Origin of the sequence: Bacillus sp. UNC322MFChir4.1, from assembly GCF_000746135.1 — a bacterium.
Taxonomy (GTDB): Bacteria; Bacillota; Bacilli; order Bacillales; family Bacillaceae_G; genus Bacillus_A.
The window spans coordinates 1-26,000 of the sequence record NZ_JQKQ01000045.1 but is presented as its reverse complement, the minus strand read 5'-3'; the positions used below and the strand labels follow the sequence as shown (position 1 = coordinate 26,000).

26 protein-coding genes, 1 pseudogene and 1 riboswitch are annotated in these 26,000 nt (G+C 38.5%); of the genes and pseudogenes, 18 read left to right on the top strand and 9 right to left on the bottom strand.

Going from position 1 to position 26,000, the window contains the following annotated elements; genetic code table 11:
- Positions 1–206 precede the first annotated feature (206 nt).
- From BR72_RS15760 to BR72_RS15740, 5 genes are all read left to right on the top strand, one after another.
- On the top strand, positions 207–947 hold the full coding sequence (locus BR72_RS15760) for a WecB/TagA/CpsF family glycosyltransferase (protein ID WP_035434425.1): 741 nt from the start codon (positions 207–209) through the stop codon (positions 945–947).
- A gap of 192 nt (positions 948–1,139) precedes the next feature.
- Entirely contained in the window at positions 1,140–2,339 is a 1,200-nt protein-coding gene (locus BR72_RS15755) for an MFS transporter (protein ID WP_035434424.1), read from the top strand.
- A 155-nt stretch (positions 2,340–2,494) separates the two neighbouring features.
- Positions 2,495–3,211 (top strand): LytR/AlgR family response regulator transcription factor, encoded by a 717-nt coding sequence (locus BR72_RS15750; RefSeq protein WP_035434423.1) that lies wholly within the window; start codon positions 2,495–2,497, stop codon positions 3,209–3,211.
- Positions 3,212–3,333: 122 nt separating this feature from the next.
- Positions 3,334–5,409 carry a carbon starvation CstA family protein gene (locus BR72_RS15745; RefSeq protein ID WP_035434422.1) on the top strand — a complete coding sequence of 692 codons (2,076 nt, stop codon included), beginning with the start codon at positions 3,334–3,336 and terminating at the stop codon, positions 5,407–5,409.
- Entirely contained in the window at positions 5,402–5,605 is a 204-nt protein-coding gene (locus BR72_RS15740; protein ID WP_035434421.1) for a YbdD/YjiX family protein, read from the top strand. Before BR72_RS15745 ends, BR72_RS15740 begins: the two co-directional genes overlap by 8 nt.
- A 232-nt stretch (positions 5,606–5,837) precedes the next feature.
- Here the strand turns inward: BR72_RS15740 and pdxK are convergent, their stop codons facing one another.
- From pdxK to BR72_RS15725, 3 genes are all read right to left on the bottom strand, one after another.
- On the bottom strand, positions 5,838–6,662 hold the full coding sequence (gene pdxK, locus BR72_RS15735) for a pyridoxine/pyridoxal/pyridoxamine kinase (RefSeq protein WP_035434420.1): 825 nt from the start codon (positions 6,660–6,662) through the stop codon (positions 5,838–5,840).
- A gap of 376 nt (positions 6,663–7,038) precedes the next feature.
- Positions 7,039–8,280, bottom strand: coding sequence for a chloride channel protein (locus tag BR72_RS15730; protein ID WP_035434418.1), 1,242 nt, complete (start codon positions 8,278–8,280; stop codon positions 7,039–7,041).
- A gap of 215 nt (positions 8,281–8,495) precedes the next feature.
- Positions 8,496–8,867, bottom strand: a complete 372-nt coding sequence (locus BR72_RS15725; protein WP_035434416.1) for a hotdog family protein — start codon at positions 8,865–8,867, stop codon at positions 8,496–8,498.
- A 174-nt stretch (positions 8,868–9,041) separates the two neighbouring features.
- A riboswitch (SAM riboswitch) is annotated at positions 9,042–9,145 on the top strand.
- 93 nt (positions 9,146–9,238) lie between these two features.
- Between BR72_RS15725 and BR72_RS15720 the strand changes: the two genes are divergently transcribed.
- The 5 genes from BR72_RS15720 to thrB all read left to right on the top strand — a co-directional run bounded on the left by BR72_RS15720 (position 9,239) and on the right by thrB (position 14,837).
- Positions 9,239–10,534, top strand: coding sequence for a bifunctional O-acetylhomoserine aminocarboxypropyltransferase/cysteine synthase (locus tag BR72_RS15720; protein WP_035434414.1), 1,296 nt, complete (start codon positions 9,239–9,241; stop codon positions 10,532–10,534).
- Positions 10,515–11,420 carry a homoserine O-acetyltransferase MetA gene (gene metA, locus BR72_RS15715; RefSeq protein WP_035434413.1) on the top strand — a complete coding sequence of 302 codons (906 nt, stop codon included), beginning with the start codon at positions 10,515–10,517 and terminating at the stop codon, positions 11,418–11,420. Before BR72_RS15720 ends, metA begins: the two co-directional genes overlap by 20 nt.
- Before the next feature lie 143 nt (positions 11,421–11,563).
- A complete protein-coding gene (locus BR72_RS15710; protein ID WP_035434411.1) occupies positions 11,564–12,859 on the top strand; it encodes a homoserine dehydrogenase in 1,296 nt (431 codons plus the stop codon).
- On the top strand, positions 12,859–13,917 hold the full coding sequence (thrC, locus tag BR72_RS15705) for a threonine synthase (RefSeq protein WP_035434410.1): 1,059 nt from the start codon (positions 12,859–12,861) through the stop codon (positions 13,915–13,917). Before BR72_RS15710 ends, thrC begins: the two co-directional genes overlap by 1 nt.
- Positions 13,918–13,928: 11 nt before the next feature.
- Positions 13,929–14,837 carry a homoserine kinase gene (thrB, locus tag BR72_RS15700; RefSeq protein WP_371261903.1) on the top strand — a complete coding sequence of 303 codons (909 nt, stop codon included), beginning with the start codon at positions 13,929–13,931 and terminating at the stop codon, positions 14,835–14,837.
- A gap of 3 nt (positions 14,838–14,840) precedes the next feature.
- Here the strand turns inward: thrB and BR72_RS15695 are convergent, their stop codons facing one another.
- Complete coding sequence (locus BR72_RS15695) at positions 14,841–15,464, bottom strand: YczE/YyaS/YitT family protein (RefSeq protein ID WP_035434408.1); 624 nt, start codon at positions 15,462–15,464, stop codon at positions 14,841–14,843.
- A 312-nt stretch (positions 15,465–15,776) separates the two neighbouring features.
- On the opposite strand from BR72_RS15695, the gene BR72_RS15690 reads away from it, so the two are divergent.
- The 5 genes from BR72_RS15690 (at position 15,777) to BR72_RS15670 (ending at position 20,267) form a co-directional block, all read left to right on the top strand.
- Positions 15,777–16,754 carry a LacI family DNA-binding transcriptional regulator gene (locus BR72_RS15690; protein ID WP_035434406.1) on the top strand — a complete coding sequence of 326 codons (978 nt, stop codon included), beginning with the start codon at positions 15,777–15,779 and terminating at the stop codon, positions 16,752–16,754.
- Positions 16,755–16,861: 107 nt separating this feature from the next.
- Positions 16,862–17,671 carry an SGNH/GDSL hydrolase family protein gene (locus BR72_RS15685; RefSeq protein ID WP_035434405.1) on the top strand — a complete coding sequence of 270 codons (810 nt, stop codon included), beginning with the start codon at positions 16,862–16,864 and terminating at the stop codon, positions 17,669–17,671.
- Positions 17,668–18,585 carry an ABC transporter ATP-binding protein gene (locus BR72_RS15680; RefSeq protein ID WP_035434404.1) on the top strand — a complete coding sequence of 306 codons (918 nt, stop codon included), beginning with the start codon at positions 17,668–17,670 and terminating at the stop codon, positions 18,583–18,585. The genes BR72_RS15685 and BR72_RS15680 overlap by 4 nt, the downstream gene beginning before the upstream one ends.
- Positions 18,578–19,570: an ABC transporter permease gene (locus tag BR72_RS15675; protein ID WP_035434403.1), complete on the top strand. Its 993-nt coding sequence runs from the start codon at positions 18,578–18,580 to the stop codon at positions 19,568–19,570. Before BR72_RS15680 ends, BR72_RS15675 begins: the two co-directional genes overlap by 8 nt.
- Positions 19,571–19,589: 19 nt before the next feature.
- Positions 19,590–20,267 (top strand): uracil-DNA glycosylase, encoded by a 678-nt coding sequence (locus BR72_RS15670; protein ID WP_035434402.1) that lies wholly within the window; start codon positions 19,590–19,592, stop codon positions 20,265–20,267.
- Positions 20,268–20,311: 44 nt separating this feature from the next.
- On the opposite strand, the gene BR72_RS15665 is transcribed toward BR72_RS15670, so the two are convergent.
- From BR72_RS15665 to BR72_RS15655, 3 genes are all read right to left on the bottom strand, one after another.
- Positions 20,312–20,608, bottom strand: coding sequence for a DUF3817 domain-containing protein (locus BR72_RS15665; RefSeq protein ID WP_035434400.1), 297 nt, complete (start codon positions 20,606–20,608; stop codon positions 20,312–20,314).
- 370 nt (positions 20,609–20,978) lie between these two features.
- The gene (locus BR72_RS15660; protein ID WP_035434399.1) at positions 20,979–21,800 is read right to left on the bottom strand and encodes a Cof-type HAD-IIB family hydrolase; all 822 of its coding nucleotides are present in this window, start codon (positions 21,798–21,800) and stop codon (positions 20,979–20,981) included.
- A 569-nt stretch (positions 21,801–22,369) separates the two neighbouring features.
- Positions 22,370–23,653: a purine/pyrimidine permease gene (locus BR72_RS15655; RefSeq protein ID WP_035434397.1), complete on the bottom strand. Its 1,284-nt coding sequence runs from the start codon at positions 23,651–23,653 to the stop codon at positions 22,370–22,372.
- Between the two features lie 124 nt (positions 23,654–23,777).
- On the opposite strand from BR72_RS15655, the pseudogene BR72_RS25725 reads away from it, so the two are divergent.
- From BR72_RS25725 to BR72_RS15645, 3 genes and pseudogenes are all read left to right on the top strand, one after another.
- Positions 23,778–23,876 (top strand): annotated as a pseudogene (locus BR72_RS25725) (TrkA family potassium uptake protein); the annotation flags it as partial.
- A gap of 6 nt (positions 23,877–23,882) precedes the next feature.
- On the top strand, positions 23,883–24,161 hold the full coding sequence (locus BR72_RS15650; RefSeq protein WP_035434396.1) for a YwdI family protein: 279 nt from the start codon (positions 23,883–23,885) through the stop codon (positions 24,159–24,161).
- Between the two features lie 68 nt (positions 24,162–24,229).
- On the top strand, positions 24,230–24,598 hold the full coding sequence (locus BR72_RS15645) for a DUF423 domain-containing protein (protein WP_035434394.1): 369 nt from the start codon (positions 24,230–24,232) through the stop codon (positions 24,596–24,598).
- A gap of 85 nt (positions 24,599–24,683) precedes the next feature.
- Here the strand turns inward: BR72_RS15645 and gerQ are convergent, their stop codons facing one another.
- Together gerQ and BR72_RS15635 are read right to left on the bottom strand one after the other, a co-directional pair.
- Entirely contained in the window at positions 24,684–25,103 is a 420-nt protein-coding gene (gene gerQ, locus BR72_RS15640; RefSeq protein ID WP_035434393.1) for a spore coat protein GerQ, read from the bottom strand.
- Between the two features lie 26 nt (positions 25,104–25,129).
- Positions 25,130–25,552 (bottom strand): cell wall hydrolase, encoded by a 423-nt coding sequence (locus BR72_RS15635; protein WP_035434391.1) that lies wholly within the window; start codon positions 25,550–25,552, stop codon positions 25,130–25,132.
- Positions 25,553–26,000 lie beyond the last annotated feature (448 nt).

Here is a 26,000-nt window from a genome sequence, read left to right as displayed (position 1 = left end):
CGAGCCGCTTCCGCTTTTCTTAAGAAGTTAGGTGGGAGATAAACTGCCCGTAAAAGCCCGATTGGTTCAACTAATAATCAGTGGGGGATGAAGAAAACCCCCACTGATTAAAGTTTCACTTTATCTGGCAGTATGAGTATGCAAAAGTAAGAGGTTAGACTAATCAGTAGTGGAAAAAGATATTTGAAATAGAGAGGATTGTAAATATGGCAGTGCAAACAGTTGATATTTTAGGCGTGCCTTTCTCAACAATGAAAATGGAAGAAACAGTTCGTTATGTAATGCAGCAGCTGGAACAGAAACAAGAGAATACGTTTCAAGTTGTAACGGCCAATCCTGAAATTGTGATGTGTGCCAAAAAGGATGCTGCGTTTCATCAAACACTTCTTCAAGTAGATCTTATTACACCAGACGGGATTGGTGTTGTAAAGGCAAGCGGTATGCTAGGGACACCGTTAAAAGAACGTGTGGCAGGTTTTGATTTAATGTGTAATTTGTTTGAATCATTATCACAAGAAAAGAAGGCTGTATCTGTCTTTTTACTTGGAGCAAAGCCGCACGTTATCGAAAGAGCTGCTCGAACTTTAACAGAAAGATATCCAGCTGTATCTATTGTTGGAACACAAGATGGATATTTTAAACAAGAGAAAGAAGAAGAAATTATCGAACGCATTCAAGAAGTGAAGCCAGACATCTTACTAGTTGCACTTGGGTTTCCGAGACAGGAAAACTTTATTCAAAATAATAAACATCGTTTACATGCAAAAGTAGCTGTTGGCGTTGGTGGTAGCTTTGATGTTTGGGCCGGGGAAGTGAAGCGTGCTCCAAAATGGATTCAAGCTATTCATTTAGAGTGGTTTTACCGTTTATGCAGTAATCCAACGCGCTGGCGTCGTCAACTAGTATTAGTTGAATTTTTAAAAGAGGTTGTTCGGACGAAAAAGTAGCGAAATATCGCTGCTTTTTTTTGAAAACAGGAGTCACCTTGATTCGTCCGTTCATTGAAAAATGGCTATGTATGAGGCGTTTTTTTGTGGAAATGATAAGAATCATATGAATAACATTATAAATTGTTTTACTTATAAGATATACATATGTAAAATATGATGTAAAGACACCTGTATTGAGGGGGACCTGTAGTGGGAAAAATTAAAGAGATCTCAAATCGAAAGCTTCTCGGAATTGCTGGGCTTGGTTGGCTATTTGATGCAATGGATGTTGGGATTCTTTCATTTATTATTGCTGCTTTGCAAAAAGAATGGCAGCTGAGCGCACAGCAAATGGGGTGGATTGGTAGTGTTAACTCCATTGGAATGGCAGTTGGAGCACTCCTATTTGGGATATTAGCGGATAAAATCGGTCGAAAATCTGTTTTTATTATTACATTATTATTATTTTCTGTTGGAAGCGGGTTAACTGCTTTCTCAACAACATTAACCGTATTTCTTATACTTCGTTTTTGTATTGGAATGGGTCTTGGAGGAGAGTTGCCTGTTGCATCAACACTTGTATCTGAAAGTGTTGCAGCGCATGAACGTGGCAAAATTGTTGTCTTATTAGAAAGCTTTTGGGCTGGTGGTTGGTTAATTGCTGCTCTCATCTCATATTTTATTATTCCAACGTATGGTTGGCAAACAGCGATGGTGCTAAGTGCAATTCCAGCTTTTTATGCATTATATTTGCGATGGAGTTTACCTGATTCACCGCAATTTCAAAAAGTAAAACAAAAGCAATCTGCATTTGCAAACATAAAGGCCGTTTGGTCAGGGGAGTACAGACGAGCGACGATTATGCTTTGGATTTTATGGTTTTGTGTTGTGTTTTCATATTATGGAATGTTTCTTTGGCTTCCGAGTGTATTAGTGCTAAAAGGATTTAGTTTAATTAAAAGCTTTCAATATGTGTTGATTATGACCTTTGCACAGCTTCCAGGTTATTTTACAGCTGCTTGGTTTATTGAACGCTTTGGCCGGAAGTTTGTGTTAGTCACATATTTACTTGGAACGGCATGTAGTGCGTATTTCTTTGGAGCGGCAGATTCAGTAGTCACCCTAATGATTGCAGGTATGTTGCTGTCATTCTTTAATTTAGGAGCTTGGGGAGCATTGTATGCGTATACGCCAGAGCAGTATCCAACCGTTATTCGTGGCACAGGAGCTGGGATGGCAGCAGCATTTGGACGCATAGGTGGTATTTTAGGACCATTATTAGTTGGTTATCTCGTAGCTACACATGCTTCTCTCACTTATATTTTTACAATCTTTTGTATGGCCATTGTAATCGGTGTTCTTGCTGTACTTGTGCTAGGAAAAGAAACAAAACAACGAGAATTAGCATAATGAAAAGGAAGCTGTGTATAGCTTCCTTTTCGTTGTTTTCTGACAAAAATATGGTATATTTGATAGAAAAATGACCTGTAAAAAGGGATTATTTCTAAAAAAGCGAATGTATACAACAAGGCGTATGGACAAAAGGATTAGGTGGTTGGGCAGACATGAAAATTTTAATTGTAAACGAAAGAGAAGAAGCCAGAGGGAAATTAATAGATTTTTTCACAGAACATGTAAATAATTTGGAATGCTTTGAAGCAAAAACGGGAATGGAATCACTGCAACTAGCGAAAAAGCATACACCAAATTTTATTTTTTTAGATATGCATTTACCAGACGGAACAGGATTTGAAGTTGCAGGATTGCTGCGCCAATTAACATTAAACACAAAATTTATATTCACAGGAAATGATATAACAGATGCGATTAAATCATTTCGTTTCCACGCTTTCTATTATTTATTGCAACCATTTGAACAGGAGGACTTGCAATTTTTATTGCATAGTATTGAGCAAGAAAAAGTAAGACAAGGGAAGAATCGATTGCAAAAGCTTCCGATCGAGAGTCATGAAGGAATTACATATGTTCTTCCGGATGATATTGTATACATAAGCAAGAATAAAGAAAATAAAACAGTTTCTATTTATACAAACAATAATCAATATATTTCCACATATACATTACAAGAATTAGAAGGTAAGTTAGCCGCATATGATTTTTTACGTGTGCATAAAAGTTATCTTATTAATGTTATGTATGTAAAAGAATTAAAGCCTTATTATAACGGGACGTATAATTTATATTTGGAAAAGTATGATAATCAGCCAATTCCTGTTAGTCGTAACTATGTAAAACGACTTCGAAATAAAATTGAATTGTAGCAGGTTGTGAAATAATTTGGTCATGTTAAATTAGAAAATATTCATCATAAGGAGTATTGTTTTTAATTATTCTGAAAATTTAGTACAATTCCCTCTAAGACATAACATAGGGGGGATTATATTTGAAAGCATGGAAATCTATTTTACTTTGGGGTGTGATTACAGCTTTAGGAGCAGCGGGATTTGCTGTGTTAGCGTTATCTCGCGGTGAAACAATTAATGCGGTTTGGTTACTTGTTGCTGCTGTTTCTGTCTATGCCGTTGCGTATCGGTTTTATAGTAAATTTATTGCTAGAAAAGTCTTTGAATTGGATGACAACCGAAAAACACCAGCAGAACTTTTGAATGATGGGAAAGATTATGTCCCGACAAATAAATGGGTTTTATTTGGACATCATTTTGCTGCAATTGCTGGAGCTGGTCCGTTAGTTGGCCCTATTTTAGCTGCACAGATGGGGTATTTACCAGGAACACTTTGGATTATCGTTGGAGTTGTGCTAGCCGGAGCTGTCCAAGATTTTGTAATTTTGTTCGCATCTATGCGCCGCAACGGAAAGTCACTTGGTGAAATGATTAAGGAAGAGATTGGTCCTGTAACAGGTTTTATTGCAATGATCGGGATTTTGGGTATTATGATTATTTTATTAGCAGTATTAGCTCTTGTTGTAGTAAAAGCGCTTGTAGGAAGTCCATGGGGAATGTTTACAATTGCAGCAACTATCCCAATTGCTATTTTAATGGGTGTATATATGCGCTATATTCGCCCAGGACATGTTGGAGAAGGTTCAGTTATCGGTGTTATTTTACTTCTTTTATCGATTGTAGCAGGTCAATATGTAGCAGAAAATCCTGCGCTTGCTACTATGTTTACATTTAAGGGTGAAACAATTGCTATTATGCTAATTATTTATGGATTTATCGCCTCTGCATTACCTGTTTGGTTATTACTTGCGCCGCGTGACTATTTAAGTACGTTTTTAAAGATTGGAACAATTGTTGGTCTAGCAATCGGCATCATAGTTGTTGCGCCAAATTTACAAATGCCGGCAGTTTCAAAATTTATTGATGGAACAGGCCCGGTATTCGCAGGTAATTTATTCCCATTTTTATTTATTACAATTGCTTGCGGAGCTGTATCTGGCTTCCATGCACTTGTTTCTTCTGGTACAACTCCAAAAATGATAGAACGAGAAGGGCATGCACAGCCAATTGGTTACGGTGCGATGCTTATGGAATCATTCGTCGCAGCAATGGCAATGATTGCAGCTTGTGTAATAACCCCAGGTACATATTTTGCAATCAATAGTCCACCGGCGATCATTGGAACGGATGTAACACAGGCAGCGCAAGTAATTAGTTCTTGGGGGTTTACTGTAACTCCAAATGAATTGAAGGAACTGGCTGCAAATGTCGGAGAACAAACGATATTATCTCGTACAGGCGGGGCACCGTCGTTCGCGATTGGGATGGCTCATATTTTCTCGCAGGTCATTGGCGGAAAAGCATTAATGGCATTTTGGTATCACTTTGCAATTTTATTTGAAGCACTCTTTATCTTAACAACGATTGATGCAGGAACGCGTGTTGGTCGGTTTATGATTCAAGATATTTTAGGGCACGTTTATAAACCATTTGCAAAAACAGATTCAATGCTTTCTAATATTGTTGCAACAACACTTTGTGTACTAGGATGGGGATACTTCTTATATCAAGGAGTAATCGATCCACTTGGCGGTATTAATACGTTATGGCCGCTCTTTGGGATCGCAAATCAAATGTTAGCTGGGATTGCATTATTACTTGGAACGACTGTTTTGTTTAAAATGGGGAAAAAGGCATATGTCTGGGTGACGCTCGTTCCAACAACATGGTTACTGATTGTTACAATGACAGCTGGCTATCAAAAGCTATTTCATGAAAATCCGAAAATTGGATTCCTCTCTCATGCAAAAGTATTCCAAAGTGCATTGGATAAAGGGAAACTATTAGCACCGGCGAAAAACGTAGGACAAATGAAACAAATTATTCTTAATGATTATGTTGATGCGACGCTTTGTGGAATTTTCATGATTGTTGTAATCGCAGTGCTGATATCGGCTATTAGAATATGGATACAAGTATTGAATAATAAAGCGACGCCTTTAAAAGAAGCAGTGTATGTTCCACGTGATGAAAGCGAGGCACATCATTATGTTTAAAACGATCATTAGTATGTGGAAATATCGAAAACAATTTATTAGTTTGCTTGTTGGTGTACCAAGCTATGAAAAGTATGTTGCGCATATGAAACAGCACCATCCAAATGAACGTATATTATCCCAAAAACAATTTTTTGCTGAAGCACAAGAGGCAAGATTTAATGCAAAGGGCGGTAAAATTTCGAGATGTTGTTAGCGGGGGTATCATGAAAAAAGGGCGAAATTTCGCCCTTTTTTTGTTGGAAAGTTTCACGTGAAACTTTCCAACAAAATGTTTGGGAGTTAAAGGGATAAAATGTTCAATAATCAGTAGGAAAGAGAGCTGACCGTTTTTATGTGCGGCCAGATGCTCTCGTCCTCTTTTAAAAGAAAGGCGGTTCTTTAACTTGTATAAAAAATAAAGTCGTCACGTATGACGACTTTATTTTTTATACAAGCTCTTTTCCAGCGCCAAATTTACGATATGCACCGTGATGTGTTGGCCCTACATATTCATTTAATTTGAAAGAATGAAGAATAGCAGCTGTAATAAATTCTTTTGCTACTTGAACTGCTTCTTTTACAGATTTTCCTTTAGCTAGCTCTGCTGTAATTGCAGCAGCATATGTACAACCTGCGCCATGTGTATATGTTGTTTCAATTTTTTCAGATTCTAAAATATCGAATGTTTCTCCATCGTACAGTAAATCAATTGCTTTTTCTGTTCCTAGCTTGCTGCCGCCTTTAATCAGTACATACTTTGCTCCTAAAGCATGGATTTTTTCAGCAGCTTGCTTCATATCTTCAAGTGAGTTAATTTTGACACCGCTTAGTTGATACGCTTCAAATAAGTTTGGTGTTACAATTAAAGCTTTTGGAACGAGTTTGTCACGTAAGCAATCATTTGTTTCTGGATGAAGTGCTTCATCTGCGCCCTTACATACCATAACTGGGTCTATTACTACGTTTTGTAGATTATGCTTCTCAATTGTTTCAGCAACAAGCTCAATAATTTCAACAGAGCCAAGCATACCTGTTTTTAATGCATCAACGCCAACGCCTTCAATTGTTGTTTCTAATTGTGGTTTTAATGTAGATGCTGGAATCGGGAACACGTTATGTGCCCAACCGTTATGCGGATCCATCGTTACGATTGTTGTCAGAGCTGTCATACCGTATACACCAAGCTCTTGGAACGTTTTTAAGTCTGCTTGCATACCAGCGCCGCCGCTTGTATCAGATCCAGCAATTGTAAGTGCTTTATTTAATGACATTGTGAAAGCCCCCTCGGGTGATAGAATGAAAAATACATTTTTAATTATTATATCAATGTTATGAGGAAGTACAAAGTGAAAAAAGAAAGTAGTTCAATCAAAACAAGCAGTACTAACATGTTTATCCCGCTATTTGTGAGCAGTAAGATCTTCCACCTTAAGATTGAGAGAGAAGCGTTGTCTAGTTCCGGTGGCTTCGCTTCTTCCTACGAGGTAAAAAACATCTCTACGTCAGAAGCTTCACCCCCCTCACATTCTGAGCGAGCCACTTCCGCTTTTCTAAAGAAGATAGGTGGGAGATAACTGCCCGTAAAAGCCCGATTGGTGATGGAAGTTTCACTTTATAGCGGTAGTACTGCTTATATATTTTTTTATTTCAGTTTTGTACCATTCCCTCCTGCTCATTATGATTAGGGAGTGGAAATAGATTACCGATCATTGCGGCTCCAATCATTGGTATTAATAAATTAATTGGGAAGAACATGAGTAATAATAATGTAATAGCGATCGGTTTTCGTACTGCATAGCTTGAAATGGCTGTTGTTACAATAGCTACAGTAGCAACTGGATCTAATGGTATGACAGCGGCGACAGCATATCCAATACTTGCACCAGCAAATATAATCGGAAAAATATGTCCGCCGCGCCACCCTGTACTTAAACAGACGGCCGTTACACATAATTTTAAAACTCCGGAAAGAAGCAGCATCCAAAATGATAATTCTGTCCATTCATTTACTAATTCCTTTAATTGATGTTCTCCTGAAAACATTGTATAAGGTAGTAAGGTTCCTGCAATCCCTAAAAGAATGCCGCCTATAACTCCTAATGTTACTTTATATTTTTGAAAGGGATGTACTATTTTTTCTAATAAATATTCTATTTTGAAATAAAAATAGCCTACACCAGCACCTATACAAATTAAGGGTAAAAAGGCAAGCCATTCATGGAGTGAAAAAGATCCTTTCCCAAAATTAACAATAAAAGATCCTCGGTTATCAAGCTTACTAAGCAATAAATAAACAGAAAAGCCAGCAAAAGTAGTAGCGAGATATACAATCGTCTTTTTTCCCTTGGAAATTTCGTCAAGTGATTTACCCTCATTTTCACTTGGAGCTAAATAACCGAATAATGGTGCGTTAAAAATAACACTTAAAGTAGCGCCAATCCCAATTTCCGTTAGTCCCTTCATTCCTTTTAAAGCGAAATGAAATCGATCGCCAACCCACGTACAAAGTCCACCGATAATTCCAACGAGTGCTGCTTCTGGTCCTAAACTTGCACCAAATATTAAAACAATAACAGCTGTTATTGTAGATTGATGTACAAAACGGTACTCAATCCTACCTGTTTTCTTATATTCACCCATTACCTCTGGCATTAAACGCGGGTATGTACCGAAGTATTTTTGCGAGAGTCCGACAAGAATACCACCAATTGTCGTTACAAAAATTGTGTAATACGGTGGTAATGCAAATTCTTTTGGTAAATATCCCCAAATAAACTGAATGCCGGCATTTGTGGTAACTAAAAATAACCAGACTGTAGCACCAACTATGGAACCTAGAAACATACCGTACATGATAAGTAAGGAATGCGTGCTTCTTCTAATCGTCATTTTTTATGTCTCCTTCATGTTATATGGTGTTATGACAAATTTAGAGATTCTGATATATATACTATTTGTATATCTTATCAGTAGTAGGCAATAAAATCTCGTTCCAAGGTGTAGAGAGAAAAAAGAAGAGAAGCAGAGGAGAGTGGAAAGCTTAATTGAGTGGTTTTTCTATCAGTGAGGGATGAAGAATCCCCCACTGAAGAAGGTTGTGTTAGTTATTGGCGAATAATCCCTTTAAAAGATCCTTCCAACACTTTTTTACCATGTTGATTAAAGCATTCTGCTTTTGAAACAGCAATGATTCGATCTGCTTGTTCTTCATGATGAACCAGTGTAACTTCACATCGAACGGTATCTTCGGTAAAGACTGGGCGTAAGAAAGTAAGTTCTACATCTCTTGCAATAAAATTTAAATCGCCGCCAATTTTCGTAGGCAATGTTGCAACTAGTAATCCTTGTACCATGACGCGGCCATGTTCATCTGGAACAACATGGTGATCACCAGCATCACCAGAAATTTTACTAAATAGATCTACATCTTCTCTCGTAAATGATTTTTCAAAAGTTAATATTTCCCCGACTTTCATGTATTAATCGCCTCCTATTCGTTTATGAATGAATTATCATTCATACCTTAAATTTTACAGAATATTCTTTGTTCGGTAAAGTTTGATAGTAAAGATAATAAAATATTTTAGGAACATTCAGAAAAATATTGACATGAGGTAATATTTTCTATAAAATCATCGGTAATTGAATAAGTCTTATCAAGAATAGGTGGAGGGAACGGGCCCTATGAAACCTTGGCAACAGCCGTAAATCGGAATTGTGCTAAATCCTGCAGGTATTTCCTGAAAGATAAGAAAGGCTACATGGCGAGCGTTTATCTAAACTGCTTCTTTCTTATTTTAGGAAAGAAGCAGTTTTTTATTTTTTATAAAAGAAAGGGGATTGCGAAATGGGGGAATCATGGGGAAAAGGAACGATTTGTGTGCAAGGTGGTTATACGCCGAAAAATGGTGAACCTCGTGTTTTGCCACTTTATCAAAGCACGACGTATAAATACGATACTTCTGATGATTTAGCGGCCCTCTTTAATCTGGAGGCAGAGGGATATATTTATACGCGTATTGGGAACCCAACGCTTGCGGCGTTTGAGCAAAAACTTACAGAGTTAGAAGGCGGCGTTGGTGCAGTTGCAACGGCATCAGGGCAGGCTGCAATTATGCTAGCGGTCTTAAATATTTGTGGCAGCGGCGATCATTTGCTCTGCTCATCAACAGTATACGGCGGTACATTTAATTTATTTGGAGTTAGTCTTAAGAAGCTAGGGATTGAGGTCACATTCTTTAATCCAAACTTATCTGCTGATGAAATTGTTGCCCTTGCAAATGAGAAAACAAAGCTTGTGTATGCGGAATCGCTTGGGAACCCAGCAATGAATGTACTGAATTTTAAAGAGTTTTCTGAGGCGGCAAAAGAGCTTGGGGTACCGTTTATTGTGGATAATACATTAGCGACGCCGTATTTATGTCATGCATTTGAACATGGTGCAAACATTGTCGTTCATTCTACAACGAAATATATTGATGGTCATGCAAGCTCACTAGGCGGCATTGTTATTGATGGCGGGAATTTTGATTGGAGTAAGTTTCCTGAGTTTGTTGAGCCAGATCCAAGTTATCATGGTGTGAGTTATGTGAAAAATTTCGGGCAAGCGGCATACATTGTGAAAGCTCGTGTACAGCTATTAAGAGATTATGGAAATTGTATGAGCCCATTCAATGCGTATATGACCAATGTTGGCTTAGAAACGTTGCATCTTCGCATGGAGCGTCATAGTCAAAATGCTCTAGCTGTTGCACAGTGGTTGTCTGAGCATGAACGCGTTGAGTGGGTCAATTATCCTGGACTTCAAAATAATGAAAACTATGAATTGGCACAAAAATATTTACCGAAGGGTGCGAGCGGTGTTTTAACATTTGGAATAAAAGGGGGTCTTGAGTCTGCTAAACAGTTTATTGGTAATGTGAAGCTAGCGACATTGGTGACGCATGTTGCAGATGCAAGAACTTGTGTCATTCATCCGGCAAGCACAACGCATCGCCAGCTTACGGAAGAACAGCAGCGTTTGGCTGGTGTGACGTCTGATTTGATTCGGTTATCGGTTGGTATTGAAGAAGCGGCGGATATTATTGCTGATTTAGAAGCAGCACTTTCTGGAGGAAAACAATATGCCGATCATCATTGCTAAAGATTTACCCGCTCGTAAAATATTGCAAAATGAAAATATTTTTGTGATGACGAAAGAACGAGCAGAAACACAAGATATTCGTGCTTTGAAGATTGCTATTTTAAATTTAATGCCAACAAAGCAAGAAACAGAAACGCAGTTGCTTCGTTTAATTGGTAATACACCGCTTCAACTTGATGTCCATTTCCTTCATATGGAGTCCCATACAGCAAAAAATGTAGCGCAGGAGCATTTAACAAGCTTTTATAAAACATTTCGTGATATTGAAGGAGAAAAGTTTGACGGGCTCATCATTACTGGTGCTCCGGTTGAAACACTTCCTTTTGAAGAGGTAGATTATTGGGAAGAACTGAAGCAAATTATGGAGTATTCCAATGCACATGTCACATCAACGCTTCATATTTGCTGGGGGGCGCAAGTAGGATTGTATTATCACTACGGAGTTCCAAAATATCCGCTTGAGCAAAAGATGTTTGGGGTATTTGAGCATGAAGTGCAGCAGGAACATGTGAAATTATTACGCGGTTTTGATGAAAGCTTTTTTGCACCGCATTCTCGTCATACAGAAGTTCGTGCATCTGATATTCAACGCGTACAGGAGCTCGATCTGTTAGCGACTTCTGAATACGCTGGTGTTCATCTCGTTATGAATAAGGATGGAAAGCATATTTTTGTTCTTGGTCATAGTGAATACAGCTGTGAGACATTAAAGCAAGAATATGAGCGCGATCAGCAAAGAGGATTGGATATTGCTATTCCCAAAAATTATTTTAAGCATGACAATCCTTTGGAAAATCCAGTAGTAAAGTGGCGTAGTCATGGGAATTTACTATTCTCAAATTGGTTGAATTACTATGTGTATCAGGAAACTCCTTATATTTTGTAAAGGAAGTTGAGCATAACACGTGGTAACGTTTTCTTTGTAAAGAACGATCTTTATTATTCAGAATGTTCAAAATATATTGTTTTTTGTGATCTGACCTTATATAATGGCACCTAAATACAATTTTTAAAGGGGTGGACAGTACTATGAACGAAATTCAAGTTGGCCTATTAGGTCTTGGAACTGTAGGAAGCGGTGTCGTGCGCATTATTGAAGATCATCAAGATCGTTTAGCACACCAAATCGGTTGTCCTATCAAAGTAGCAAAAGTATTAGTACAAAACTTAGAAAAAGAACGAGAGGTCCAAGTAACCCCAACATTATTAACGAGAAATCCAAATGAAATTATAAATAATCCAGATGTTGATGTTGTGATTGAAGTGATGGGCGGTATAGAAGATGCAAAAGCATATATTTTAAAATCACTCCAAAATGGTAAGCACGTTGTCACAGCGAATAAAGATTTAATGGCACTTCACGGTGCAGAACTTCTTACTGTAGCAAAGGAAAATCAAGCGGATTTGTTTTATGAAGCGAGTGTAGCAGGTGGTATTCCGATTCTACGAAGCATTGTGGAAGGTCTTTCTTCTGATCGGATTACGAAAATGATGGGTATTGTGAACGGAACAACGAATTTTATTTTGACAAAAATGTCTGACGAAGGGAGAGCATATGACGACGTGTTAAATGAAGCGCAGCAGCTTGGATTTGCAGAAGCAGATCCAACATCAGATGTTGAAGGGTTAGATGCGGCACGAAAGATGACGATCTTAGCGACACTTGGATTTTCTACAAATGTAGAACTTCATGATGTGAATGTAAAAGGAATCACATCTATTACGGAGGAGGACATTTCATATAGTAAGAGTCTAGGTTATACAATTAAGTTAATCGGTGTAGCTAAGCGTGATGGTGAAAAATTAGAGGTAACAGTAGAACCAACATTGTTATCAAATTCACACCCGCTTGCCGCTGTTCAAAATGAATATAATGCAGTATATGTATATGGCGAAGCGGTAGGAGAAACAATGTTTTATGGACCAGGTGCGGGAAGTTTGCCAACAGCAACAGCTGTTGTATCTGATTTAGTAGCGGTTATGAAAAATGTACGCCTTGGTGTAACGGGAAATAGTGCAGTAACCCCGCAATATGAGAAAGTATTAAAAGCAGATGAGGAAATTTATGTGAAGAAGTTTCTACGCCTTCATGTGAAGGATGAAGTAGGTGTGTTTGCGAAAATTACATCGTTATTCTCTGAACGAGGCGTAAGCTTTGAAAAGATTATTCAAATGCCATTACAAAAGAAAGGAGCGGCAGAAATCGTTATTGTTACACATCGTGCATCCCTTGCAGATTATACATACATTCTAGAAACACTAGAGACGTATGATGAAGTAGATTGTGTGAAAGCAAACTACCGTATTGAAGGAGATGCTCGCTAATGTGGAACGGATTACTTGCTGCTTATAAAGAATACTTACCAATTACCGAGCAAACACCGTCGCTTTCACTATCAGAAGGAAATACACCGCTGATTTTATTAGAAAACCTTTCAGAAAAATGGGGTGTTTCTGTTTATGCGAAAGTAGAAGGTGCAAATCCAACGGGTTCTTTTAAAGACCGTGGGATGGTTATGGCTGTAGCAAAGGCAAAGGAAGCTGGCAGCAAAACGGTTATTTGCGCTTCAACAGGAAATACATCTGCGTCGGCAGCTGCTTATGCAGCGCGCGCAGGTTTATCTTGTATTGTTATGATTCCAAATGGAAAAATCGCCTATGGAAAATTAGCGCAGGCAGTCATGTACGGAGCTGAAATTATTAGTATTGATGGAAACTTTGACCACGCCTTGCAAATGGTACGAAATCTGAGCGATTCATCACCGATTACACTTGTGAATTCAGTGAATCCATATCGCATTGAAGGACAAAAAACAGCAGCATTTGAAGTTTGTGATGCACTTGGGAAAGCACCTGATATTTTAGCCATTCCAGTTGGAAATGCGGGAAATATTACAGCGTATTGGAAAGGCTTTAAGGAGTATAACGAAAAACGCGGCACGGGTTTACCGGAGATGCGCGGTTTTGAGGCAGAAGGATCGGCCGCGATTGTACGCGGATATAAAATTGATGAACCGGAAACAGTTGCGACTGCCATACGTATTGGGAACCCTGCAAGCTGGGATAAGGCCGTCGCTGCTGCTCATGATTCAAATGGAAAAATTGATGAGGTAACAGATGCAGAAATTCTGGAGGCATATGAATGGCTTGCGAAGTATGAAGGGATTTTTGCGGAGCCTGCTTCTTGTGCATCGCTTGCTGGTATTTACAAGCAAGTACAAACAGGAGAAATAGCGAAAGAAAGCAGCATTGTTGCTGTTTTAACAGGAAATGGTTTGAAGGACCCTAACATTGCGATTGATACGAAAAAAATTCAACCAGTTGTGCTGCCAAATGATGAAAAGGTTGTGTTCGAACATATTCAAGGAGCTGTCCTTCGATGAAGGTGGCTCCTATGTTTACAATTCGTGTGCCTGCTAGTACAGCAAATCTTGGTCCTGGCTTTGATTCAATTGGTCTTGCAGTAAGTAAATATTTAACGGTAGATGTATTTTCACATTCTAGCTGGGAGTGTACGGCAAAAACAGCAATTCTTCAAGGGATTCCAAAATGTGAGAATAATTTGCTCATTCAGACGGCGCAGAGGGCAGCTGCTCGTTATAATAAGGAGCTTCCTTATTGTCATCTTTATCTAGACAGTGATATTCCATTAGCGCGCGGACTTGGAAGCAGCGCCTCGGCAATTATTGCGGGAATTGAACTTGCTGATCAGCTCTGCGAATTACATCTATCTAGAAGAGAGAAGCTGTTGATTGCAACGGAAATGGAAGGGCATATTGATAATGTTGGAGCGGCGTTATATGGCGGACTTATGATAGGAACATATGATGGAAAAGATATTTCATTTTTGTCTCAACCTATTCATGATATAGAGCTTGTAGCGGTCATTCCTTCATATGAACTAAAAACAGTTCATTCGAGAGATGTGCTTCCGAGTACGTTAACGTATATGGATGGCATTCGCGGCAGCGGTGTTGCCAATGTACTTGTAGCCGCTTTATGTAAAGAGGACTGGGTGCTTGCCGGGGAAATGATGAGACAAGATATGTTTCATGAACCATACCGGAAAGAGCTCGTACCTGAATTACAAAAGCTTCAAGAATTAGAACATCAATATTTATATGGTGTTTCTTTAAGCGGCGCTGGCCCAACTGTGCTTTGTTATGTGAAAAAAGGAAGCGCTGAAGAAGTAAAGCAATGGTTGCAATCGATTTTCAGCCATTGTGTGGTAGAAACGCTTCAAGTTGTAAATGAAGGGGTTCGTATTATATCTGAAAAACAAAAGCCCATTGAAAGTATATAACTTTCAATGGGCTTCTTCCATGCGATACCCTTGTAATAATTTTGTACCAACTTGAATAAATGTTTGAATGAGCCAGCCTGTCGTAAAAGATAGAATAATGGTGCCGAAATAAATAGGACCATCTAGTATGAAACTAGCAGTTAGAAATAAACAAGCTAGAGAAATTTCTGTTCTTTGAAAGGACCACTTTGTTTTTTCCGAGATTGTTAAAACAAATGCTTCTTGCGGTGCAGTCCCAAGCTGTGATGAAACGTAGATACCAATACCTGCGCCGACAGATACATTTCCCAATATGAGTGTTATATACTTTGGAAGAGAGCGAATGCCATCCATTATAACTGTAACTGAGCCAATCATATCAACAAAAACAGAAATTAGCACCATCGTCACGATTGTCCCAATTGTAATACGCTTTCGACTCATACACAGTACGATAAGAGTAAAAATCAAATTAATAATAAACATCCAAGAGCCGATGCTTAAACCAAAGTTTTGATATAAAGCAATGAAAAGGGAATCATAGGGGCTAAGGCCAAATGAAGTAATTGTCGTCATCATATTGATTCCGAGAGAAAGTAAAAGTAATCCGCCTATGAAAAAGATATACTCTAATTTTAAAGCCATAATAAAACATCAATCCTTTCTTATTTATATCCATAAGTTAAAAACGACATCAAAACCCTTTTCTTTTTAGGTGGGTGAGAGCATCTGGCCGCGCACGGGAGCGGTCAGGGCCTTTTTCTACCACATGCAATGTTTCAAACAAAAGAAGAAAGCAAGTCGTGGCCATGTTGCATTTGGCAGTGCTAGCTGTCGAAAAATTAAAATGGATATTTAGTCTGCTTGCACAGGATATAATGTGGAAAGCTTACCAGGTCAAGGGGCATTTCTAATTTTTTTTTGTATAGGGTAATATGTAGGGAGAAGGGAGCGTGTACGATGTCAAATATAAAAAAAATCGCCGAAATGGCAGGGGTCTCGATTTCTACTGTTTCTCGCGTTTTAAATAATCATCCGTATGTAAATGAACAGAAACGAAAAGAGATATTAGCCATTATTGAAAAGTTAAATTACACGCAAAATTCGAATGCAATTCATTTAGTACGGGGAAGAACCAATGCGATCGGTGTACTTCTTCCATTTGTAAATAATCAGTATTACAGCGCCATTATAGAAGGTATTTCAAGAGAGGCCGCAAAACATAATTACAATATGATGCTCTGTCAAACGGGTTATAGTGCGGATAAAGAAATAGAAATTTTGAATATGTTAAAAATGAAAAAGTTGGACGGGGTCATTATATGTTCGAAAATAAATGCTTGCGAAGAGATTGAAAAATACGCAACATTTGGCCCAATTGTGACGTGTGAAGACACGATATCTCATACAATTTCTAGTATTCATATTGATCACTACAAAACATTTGCGTTAGGAATGGAGTATTTAATAGAAAAAGGACATACACGAATCGGTTACTGTATTGGACGAAGTGATAGTTTTAATAGTCAAAATCGAAAAAGAGCTTATGCAGATGCTTTCTCATCTATTCATGTTACGCCGCGAGAAGAGTGGCAATTTGTAGACTGTTTCACAGTAGAGGATGGAACTCGCGTTGTTCAATCGTTGCTTCATATGAAAGAGCATCCAATAGCTCTTCTTGTATCTTGCAATCATATTGCAGCTGGGATTGTAAGAGCTGCTCAAAAAAGCGGTCTTTCGATTCCAGAGGATCTCACAATTATTGGATGCGATGATCAGCAGGTTGCAGAAATATTAGATATTACAACCATTGCTCATTCGAGTGTGGAAGTTGGTGCAGGTGCATTTACAATGTTGCACGACCAAATTATGAATCAGGAAGCAGAAGTAAAAAGAATGGAGTTATTTGCGAAGCTAACGGAAAGGCTGACAACATGAAAGAAGCACAATCTAATTAAAATGATTGCGCTTTTTTATAAGAGGAGGAAAATCGCTTTTCAAATTTCTGTTTGGTATAATATGGTCAATCTATAAGGGGGGGTAGCATGAGAGAAAAATTAGTGAAAGTTATTTTATTCGTTGCACTAGCATCTTTTTGTTTATTTGCATATGGATTTATTACTAGTGTGAGTGATATTCTAAATCCGAAAACTTCTAAGCTAACTCCTACCGCGCAAAAAGAAGTAACAGAGAAACAACAAAAGGAGACATTGCAAGTTGTTGGCTTAGGTGATTCGTTAACACGCGGTGTTGGAGATAAAGAAGGTATTGGATATATTGGCCGGATGAAGAATGACTTGCAAACAAAATACAAACAAAAGGTGGCGCTCACAAACTTGGCGGTGAGCGGTGCGAAGATGCCAGATTTATTAAAACAAATGGAAAGCAGCGGTACGCAATATGCAATTAAGCAGGCTGATGTGATTGTTTTGACAATTGGCGGAAATGATTTATTTCCAGGATGGGAATCACTTGGAAATATTGATTTAACGACATATCGTCCTGATACAGCAACATTTCAAACTAACGCAAAGAAAATTTTGGAACAATTGAGGAGCCTAAACCCAAACAGTCCAATATTTTGGGTTGGTTTGTATAATCCATTTGAAGATGTAGAAGAGTTAAAAGGCTCGTCTCCCATTGTTGTCGACTGGAATGGATCATTAGAAAAGTTTGCGCTTAGTTACTCAAACGTATACGTTATCCCGACGTTCGATATGTTCCAAAGTCGCGGTAAGGATCTATTATATTCTGATCACTTCCACCCGAATGAAACCGGTTATACATTGATAGCAGATCGTTTATTACAAAACGTTGTTAGTCAGCTAAAGCTAGCTGGAGGTGAGAAAAAATGACAACAGTTCTGTCCGTCCGGAATTTAAAGAAGGTTATTAAGAAAAAAACGCTCGTTGAAGATGTATCATTTGATATTCAGCAAGGAGAAGTGTTTGGATTTTTAGGGCCAAACGGAGCAGGGAAGACAACGACGATTCGAATGCTTGTTGGCCTCATTGGGGCAACAGAGGGGAGTATTTCGATTGGTGGTTATGACATAAAAGAAAATTTTCGCGGTGCGATGAGGCAAATTGGTAGCATCGTTGAAAACCCTGAATTGTATACATATTTAACGGGATTTGAAAATTTAAAACAATTTGCCCGTATGTTAGGCGGGATTTCCGATGAGCGGATTATGGAAATTGCTAAAATGGTACATCTTGATGAACGTATTCACGATAAAGTGAAAACATATTCACTTGGGATGAAGCAACGTCTTGGGATTGCCCAGGCTCTTCTTGGCAGCCCGAAACTTCTCATATTAGACGAACCGACAAATGGCCTTGATCCGGCTGGTATTCGGGAACTTCGTGAATTTGTACATACACTTGTGAAAGAAGAAAACATGAGCGTATTCATTTCCAGTCATTTATTAAGCGAAGTACAAATGATTTGTGACCGCGTTGCGATTATTAATAAAGGAAAAGTAATTACGGTCGCGAGGGTTGAAGAGTTAGTAAAACAAGCAAGCGACCGCGTGGAATGGCTTGTGACGCCATTAGATAAAGCGAAAGCGTTGCTTGAAGAATCAGGTGAAGTAACAGAACTTGTCGTAGAAGAAGGGCGACTATTATGCCGCATGAATCAAGAGTGTGTAAGTTTTTATAATAAGCAGTTAGTTGAGCATGATGTAGACGTTCATAGTGTAAAACAGGTTGTGTTTACATTGGAAGATTTATTTATGGAACTGACAAAGGGGGAGCAACATGCGTGAATTTGCGAACCTCGTCTATAATGAGGCGGAGAAAATATATCGAAAGAAACGTATTGTAGTAGTCATGCTCATTTTGGCGATTTTAATTCCGATTTTTGTTTATGCACAGTACCGAGAAGTGCAGACGACTGTAAAGCGCCTTGGTACGAGTGATTGGAAAGTATCATTACAGCAGCAAATCGTTGATTCACAAAACCGGTTAAATAATTCGCGCCTTCCTGAAGAATGGAAAGCGTGGTTAAAGGTAAGAGTGCAGCAACAACAATATTATTTAGATCATAATATTAATCCAAGTGCGCCGGGTGCACCGACTTTTGTCCGTCTGTTTATTGAACAAGGAATTACGCTATTTATCCCGCTTCTTATCATGATTGTAGCAATTGATATCGTCTCGGGAGAACGAAGTGACGGAACGATGAAAATGCTCCTTACGCGGCCAATCAGGCGCTGGAAAATTCTTTTGAGTAAATATGTAACGATGTTATTGTTTATTTCACTCATTTTGTTGCTTGCTTCTGCTCTTTCCTATGTGTTATCAGGCATTGTATTTGGTTATGCTGGATGGGATTTGCCGGTGCTTACAGGTTTTGTAACTGAGAAAGATACGTTAAATACAAGTTTTGTTCATCTTATTCCGCAGTGGCAATACATTGTTATGGCTTACGGACTTGCTTGGTTTGTAGCAATTGTTGTTGGGACCATCTCATTTATGGTTTCCGTATTGATTCGCAATACACCAGCTGGTATGGGAGTTATGCTGGCAGCGTTAATTGCTGGAGGTATCTTAAATAATTTTGCAACGTCCTGGGAAGGGGCAAAATACATATTTAGTGTTAATTTATCGTTAACGGATTATTTATCAGGGCAATTACCAGCGTTGCAAGGATTATCGATGAGTTTTTCATTAATCAATCTCACGATATGGGCAGTTGTATCGCTCATAATCGCTTTTGCAGTATTTACAAAACAGGACATGGTGAATTAATACGATAGGAAGTGAAAGAATGGAACAAATATTAAAGAATGATTGGGCGCCGCTACTAGCACCTGAATTTGAAAAACCATACTATCAACAATTACAGTCATTTTTACAAGAAGAGTATCGGACACATGTTGTGTATCCAAAGCAGGAGGATATTTTTAATGCTTTGCGTTATACAAGCTATCAAGATACGAAGGTACTTATTTTAGGACAAGATCCATATCATGGACCAAATCAAGCACATGGTTTAAGCTTTTCAGTGCAACCAGGCGTACGCACGCCGCCGTCGCTGCAAAACATGTACAAAGAGCTGCAGGATGATCTAGGTCACCCAATCCCGAATAACGGTTATTTAGTAAAGTGGGCAGAGCAAGGTGTGCTTTTACTAAACACTGTATTAACGGTCCGTCAAGGCGAAGCCAATTCTCATAAAGGAAAAGGGTGGGAAGTTTTCACAGATCGCATTATCGAGTTGTTAAATGAACGGGAAAAATCAGTTATCTTTGTATTATGGGGACGCCCTGCACAGACGAAAAAGAAGCTTATTACAAATCCTAATCATCATATTATTGAATCTGTTCATCCAAGTCCATTATCAGCACGCCGAGGGTTCTTTGGCAGCAAACCATTTTCAAAAATAAATCACTTCTTAGCAAATGATGGAGAACAGGAGATTGATTGGCAAATTCCGAATCTATAAATTGTATGCAAAAACAGACCACTACAGATGTAGCGGTCTGTTTTTTATTTGTTTTCTTCTTGTTTTAACTTTCCATCTAGTACGAATGTACCAAATGGAATAATAGATGCAACAAGTGCACCGAACGCCCATGATTTTGACTTATTATGAGCTATAGTGACTTGAATAACAGCGAAAATGAATAATATAAACAGGACACCGTGTGCCATACCTGTTACAGTAACAGCTTTCGCAAAACCTGCAAAATACTTCATCGGCATTGCAATGAATAGAAGGATTAGAAAAGAAATCCCTTCCAGTACTCCAATGACTCTTAAACGTCCAATCGGTGTTGATAACATAAAATGGCCTCCTTCATTATGTAAGCTTGTATATGATAAACTTATATTCTTTGTGAAAATAAAATAGCCTATATAAATACAATTTAACAAATCGACATAAAAACCCTCTTTTTTAGGTGGACGAGAGCATCTGGCCCTGCATAGAAGCGGCTATGTTGTACTTTGCATAACAGAAACTTATATGTTGGAAAATTAAAATGGATATATATAGTTAATTTCATTATAATCAAAAATAAACTTTACACTATGGAAATAGTGTAAAGTTCAAAATATCTTCACAAGCTCCTACATATAAACAAAAATCGCGCCTAAGTATTTGACTCAGGAGCGATTTTATGAATGATTAATTCCTTTTAACGTGAAAACAGTTCTACACTAGCACTGCGCTTTTCAAAACAAATTGTTCAACAACTTTTGCAACGCCATCATTCATGTTTGTGTCTGTTACATGATTTGCAATTGCTTTAATGTCGTCAGGTGCATTGCCCATTGCAACGCCAAGTCCAGCAAACTCAATCATAGTCTGGTCATTATAGCTATCACCCATCGCAATCACTTCTTCACGTGTAATACCAAGTTTTTGAATAAGTTGGCTTAAGCTTGTTCCTTTTGTTACACCATATTCTGTGAATTCTAAGAAGAATGGCTTAGAACGCATAACACTTAATTGTCCTTCAAATTCTTGTTGTAATTTCTTTTCAACTTCTGCAAGACGTTCAGGTGCTTTCATCATTAATACTTTCACAACAGGTTCTTTCACTGCACTTACAAAATTATTAACCTCTATAACTGGCATACCTGTAATATGACCTTCAAATTCTGTATATTCATTATTTTCTTCTGTCACAATATCATCGCCAACGTACGTATGAATCCAAACATCTTCGTTTTGGCTCGTTTTATATAAATTATGAACGATTTCAGGTGATAATGTACTGCTAAATAATTCTTCATTTGTTTTACAGTTAGTAATTTTTGCGCCGTTAAACGATAAAATGAAACTGCCGTATTCTTCTAACTTTAGTTCTTTTGCAATTGGCCACATCGCAAAAGTTGGACGGCCGGAAGCTAGTACAACTTTTACACCGCGCTCTTGGGCGTTCATTAGTGCTTCTTTCGTACGCGGTGAAATTGTATGGTCATCGCGAAGTAAAGTATCATCTAAATCTAGTACAATCATTTTATAAGACATTTGAATAATCCTTCCTAAATATGAATTTATAATGTGAAATGAATCGTAAGACATCGAACCTCTTTGAATATGGAATCGATTCTACATGTATATAAGTTAAAAAATCGACATAAAACCCCTTTCCTACTACATGCAATGGTTAAACCCAAGGGAGTAAGCAAGTGCAGGTGATGGTGTATTCTGAATAGCAGTGACTTATATGTCGAAACTTTAAACTGGATTTACATACATGAATATATATGAGTAAATCTATTTTGTTTACTCATATATGTTTCTATTATCGTAACAATTCTTAAAATAGACTGCAATGCTTGAAGTTTGCCAATTTTGTTTACGTTTTGTGTCGATTAGCTCGCTCAAACGGCTGGTAAGGAAGTATCTGTAAGGACCCGATTAGTTTAACTAATCCTCTGGCGAGAAACCCACTCGTCGAGGAAAGTTTTACTTTACCCCGCCCAAACAGCTGGTAAGAAGTTCGGCCAGGAAGCGAGGCAAAACCATCTGTAAGGGCCTGATTGGTTCAACTAACCTCTAGGAAAGAAGGGCGTTTCCCAAGAGGAAGTTTCACTTTAATCCACTCGTTTGTCTGTTGAGCGAGAGAATACTACTTCTAATATAATTGCCATTACAGAGCCGAGTACAAGGCCGTTGCTTAAAAAGGATGCTAAGAACGGCGGCAGTGAAGAAAAGGCTCCTGATGGGATGAACATGACGCCAATTCCGGTAAAGAGAGCGAGGCCCGCGACTTTGAATAAGCGTTCTTTATCTTTTACAGTTTCATATTCCCGAAAAGCTAACCCAATCATACTTGCAAATACCGGATAAATAGCAGCGTAACCGACAGCTACTGGAATTGCTGCAATGAATGAAGTCACTTTTGGAAATAGACTCATAAGAACAATAAAGGATGATCCAAGAATAAACGGTAATCGTTTGTAAATATTTGTTGTCGCAATAAAACCAGCTGATCCAGAAATAGCGACAGGTCCAATTGCTGAAAATAGACCACCGAGAAGCTGATTAATACCAGTTATAATTCCAGCTTGCTTAAATCGATTTTGCGGCGCAGTTTCTTCATATTTCGAAACTACTTGTTGAACAACCCGAATACTTGCTAACATGTTAGTTAGTAGTAATAACGTAACAAAGAGAACGGTAATAACCATATTCCATTCTAAACGAGGTGTACCAAATACAAAGATAGATGGCATCCGGATAATATCTGATACAGGTGTAATTGGATTTGATAGACCGAAACATGCAAATAAAGTCCATCCAAGTACAATACTGCATAATACGGAATATTTCCCGATAATAGGTAATTTCATAATAAAGAAAGATAAAACAATAATGATAAGAGAAAGAATAAAGACTTTCCCTTGAACAGCTGTATGCTGCTCGTTAAGTCCAAACATGCCTTTTAAAAATGATCCACTTAGCTGTGCGACGAGTAAAAATAGGTAGGTTCCGATAACAGTTGGTGTAAAATAGCGGACAAGTTTATCAATCAGTCCAAATGTACTAAGAAGAATGCAAATTAGACCACTTAATAAGAATGAATATTGCAGTACACGAAGCGTTTCACTGTTTGAACCAAATAATACAACGCCTAAGCTTGCATACAAGGAAAAGATGCCCCACCAAAGTCCTGCAGGTCCTTCTTGAATTGGCAAGCGGTGACCAAAGAAAGCTTGTAAAATACCTGCAAATCCAAGAACAAATAATGTTCGTTGGACGAATGCAATTGCTTCTGCACCTTCTAGTCCATAGTTAGCGGCAACACTAATGGGAACAATTAAGCTGCCGGCTAAAATAAATAATGCCCATTGCAGGGCAGAAAGAAATGTTTTCATTATATATCGACCTCTTTTTCGTATTTCCATTTCTAGTATATATGTATTTGATTTGTTATGGCAAAGTTTGAAAATAGAGAAAAGAGATGAAAGTATTGTTTGAGTGCATGAAACATCGGAACAAACAGGAGCGGAAAAATTTGCAGAACGTGATATGATAATAGTATTTGGTCCAGTAGAGAAATTGGGACGATTTGAAAAAGAATTACAATACATGAGGTGAGAAAGCATGCAAATATCTAGCGATAAGATTTTAAATAAAATGGCAAGTGAAATTGCAAAAGCGAAAGGGAGTGACTCACGTAAAGCAAAAGAACATCTTTTAGTTGTTCGTGCATTATGTGATCTATTACTTGAAGAACAGCCAGAAGCTTCTGCATATGTTGAAACATTAAGAACAAACGTTGTGGCACCGCAAATGTCTGTTCAACCAATGGCTTCATTTTCAGGGGAGCCTGTATATGTGAAAGAGGATGATGCAAACGGAAACTCTCTTTTGGATTTTTAGACGCTAAATAGTTGGATTGTGCGAGGAAATTTTTTATTATAAAAGTAAAAAGAAAAAGGGGAATTCCAATGAAAATTTTCTTCTTATTAGGTTGTATTGCAGCAGCATTATCTGTTGCGCTTGGAGCATTTGGAGCGCACGGACTTGAAGGGAAAATCTCAGCGAAAATGTTAGAGGTTTGGAAAACAGGTGTTACATATCAAATGTTTCATGCAGGGGGATTATTTGTTGTTGCTTTATTAATGGATAAGATTCAATCTTCTCTTGTAGGCGCGGCAGGCTGGTGTATGGTAGCAGGTATTGTGCTGTTTTCCGGAAGTTTATACGCATTAAGTACAACTGGTATAAAATTTTTTGGTCCAATTACTCCGCTTGGCGGTGTAGCATTTATTGTAGGGTGGATTTTACTGGGGACTGCGATTGTAAAAGGGCTATAAGGTTCAACTAACCTCTTGGGCCCTTACAAATGGTTTGTACAGGGTAGAAATAAAACAAAAGCTGGCATATGCCAGCTTTTTCTTATTATCTTGGAGGATAAGTTGCGGGTTGCTGCGTTGGGAAGTAAATGATTTCTCCTGGGAATTCTACATAATCAAGATAGATCATAAGCAGTAAGTAACGTTTTCCAGACTTAGGGTCGCTTAAAATGATGTGATCGCGTCCTGCAGCCTCAATGATGCCTGTATAGGATTGTGTACCAAGTGTGCTGCCGCGCTCATATGTCATGAATATAGTTGCTGGTTTTCCTTTGTTTAAGCGAAGGATATTTTCAATATATGATTGCTCAAGTGGAAGCATCCCTTGAGAAACGGCAAGTTGTGCTTGTGCAGCTTGCGGCGTTGTTGGCATTTGTTGTCCTTGTTGTCCGGGCTGTGGTTGCATATATCCGCCAGATGGTTGATAAAATCCTCCCCCATAGTATGGGTTTTGTTGCTGAGCCATACGAAATCCCTCCTCTTTTCAGTTCACTAATACACACTTGGACAATCCTCAGCACTTGGTTGGAAAAAGCAATGATTTTTAAAGCGACCAGAGTTTTCTTGATTAAACCAAGTTGGTGGACAGGCGCCTCCTGGCCTAAAAAACCATAACGAAAAATTAGCGGGCCAGAATCGCTCTCCTTGAATCGTACGTCTTGCTAGAGCAATATCGCTTTCACGAGCACGCTGATAGAAGTAACCTTTTTGCGTAGCTTCAAATCCACCAGGGCTTTGAAATACCATTTGACGAAGGTTTCGGATTTTTTTAAAGTCTAAGCAATTCCCTCTTACGCGATTGACGCCAACATTTCCAACCATAAGCATTCCTTGAGGGCCTTCTCCCTCTGCTTCTGCCCGCATTAATCGGGCAAGCAGTTTAACATGTTCTTCTGTATAGGAAATAACAGCCATTTGTTTCACCTCTTTTATTACTCTGCTAGAGAAAAGGAAGTGTAGAACAATTACTAATTCATAATTATGAAAAAAGGGGTAGAGATATGACAACCAAACCATGTTTTAATATTTATCCCGCTATTCGTGGGCAGTAATACTCCCACCTCAAAATTCAGCGAAAGCATTGTCCAGCTCCAGCGGCTAGAATCGCAGGCCGTTTCGCCCCCTCGGACGAGGCAAAAAGCGCCTCTCTGTCAGGGGCGTGGGCGTCCTGCGATTCTGAGCGAGCCGCTTCCGCTTTTCTTAAGAAGTTAGGTGGGAGATAAACTGCCTGTAAAAGCCCGATTGGTGAGGGCTGATTAAAGTTTCACTTTATCTCGCTCTTTGCTGCATCTTAAGATTGGAAGAAGTGAAGAAGATAAGTGGGGATGACTACATATGAAAGTCTAACTGAGCAATTCTCCTC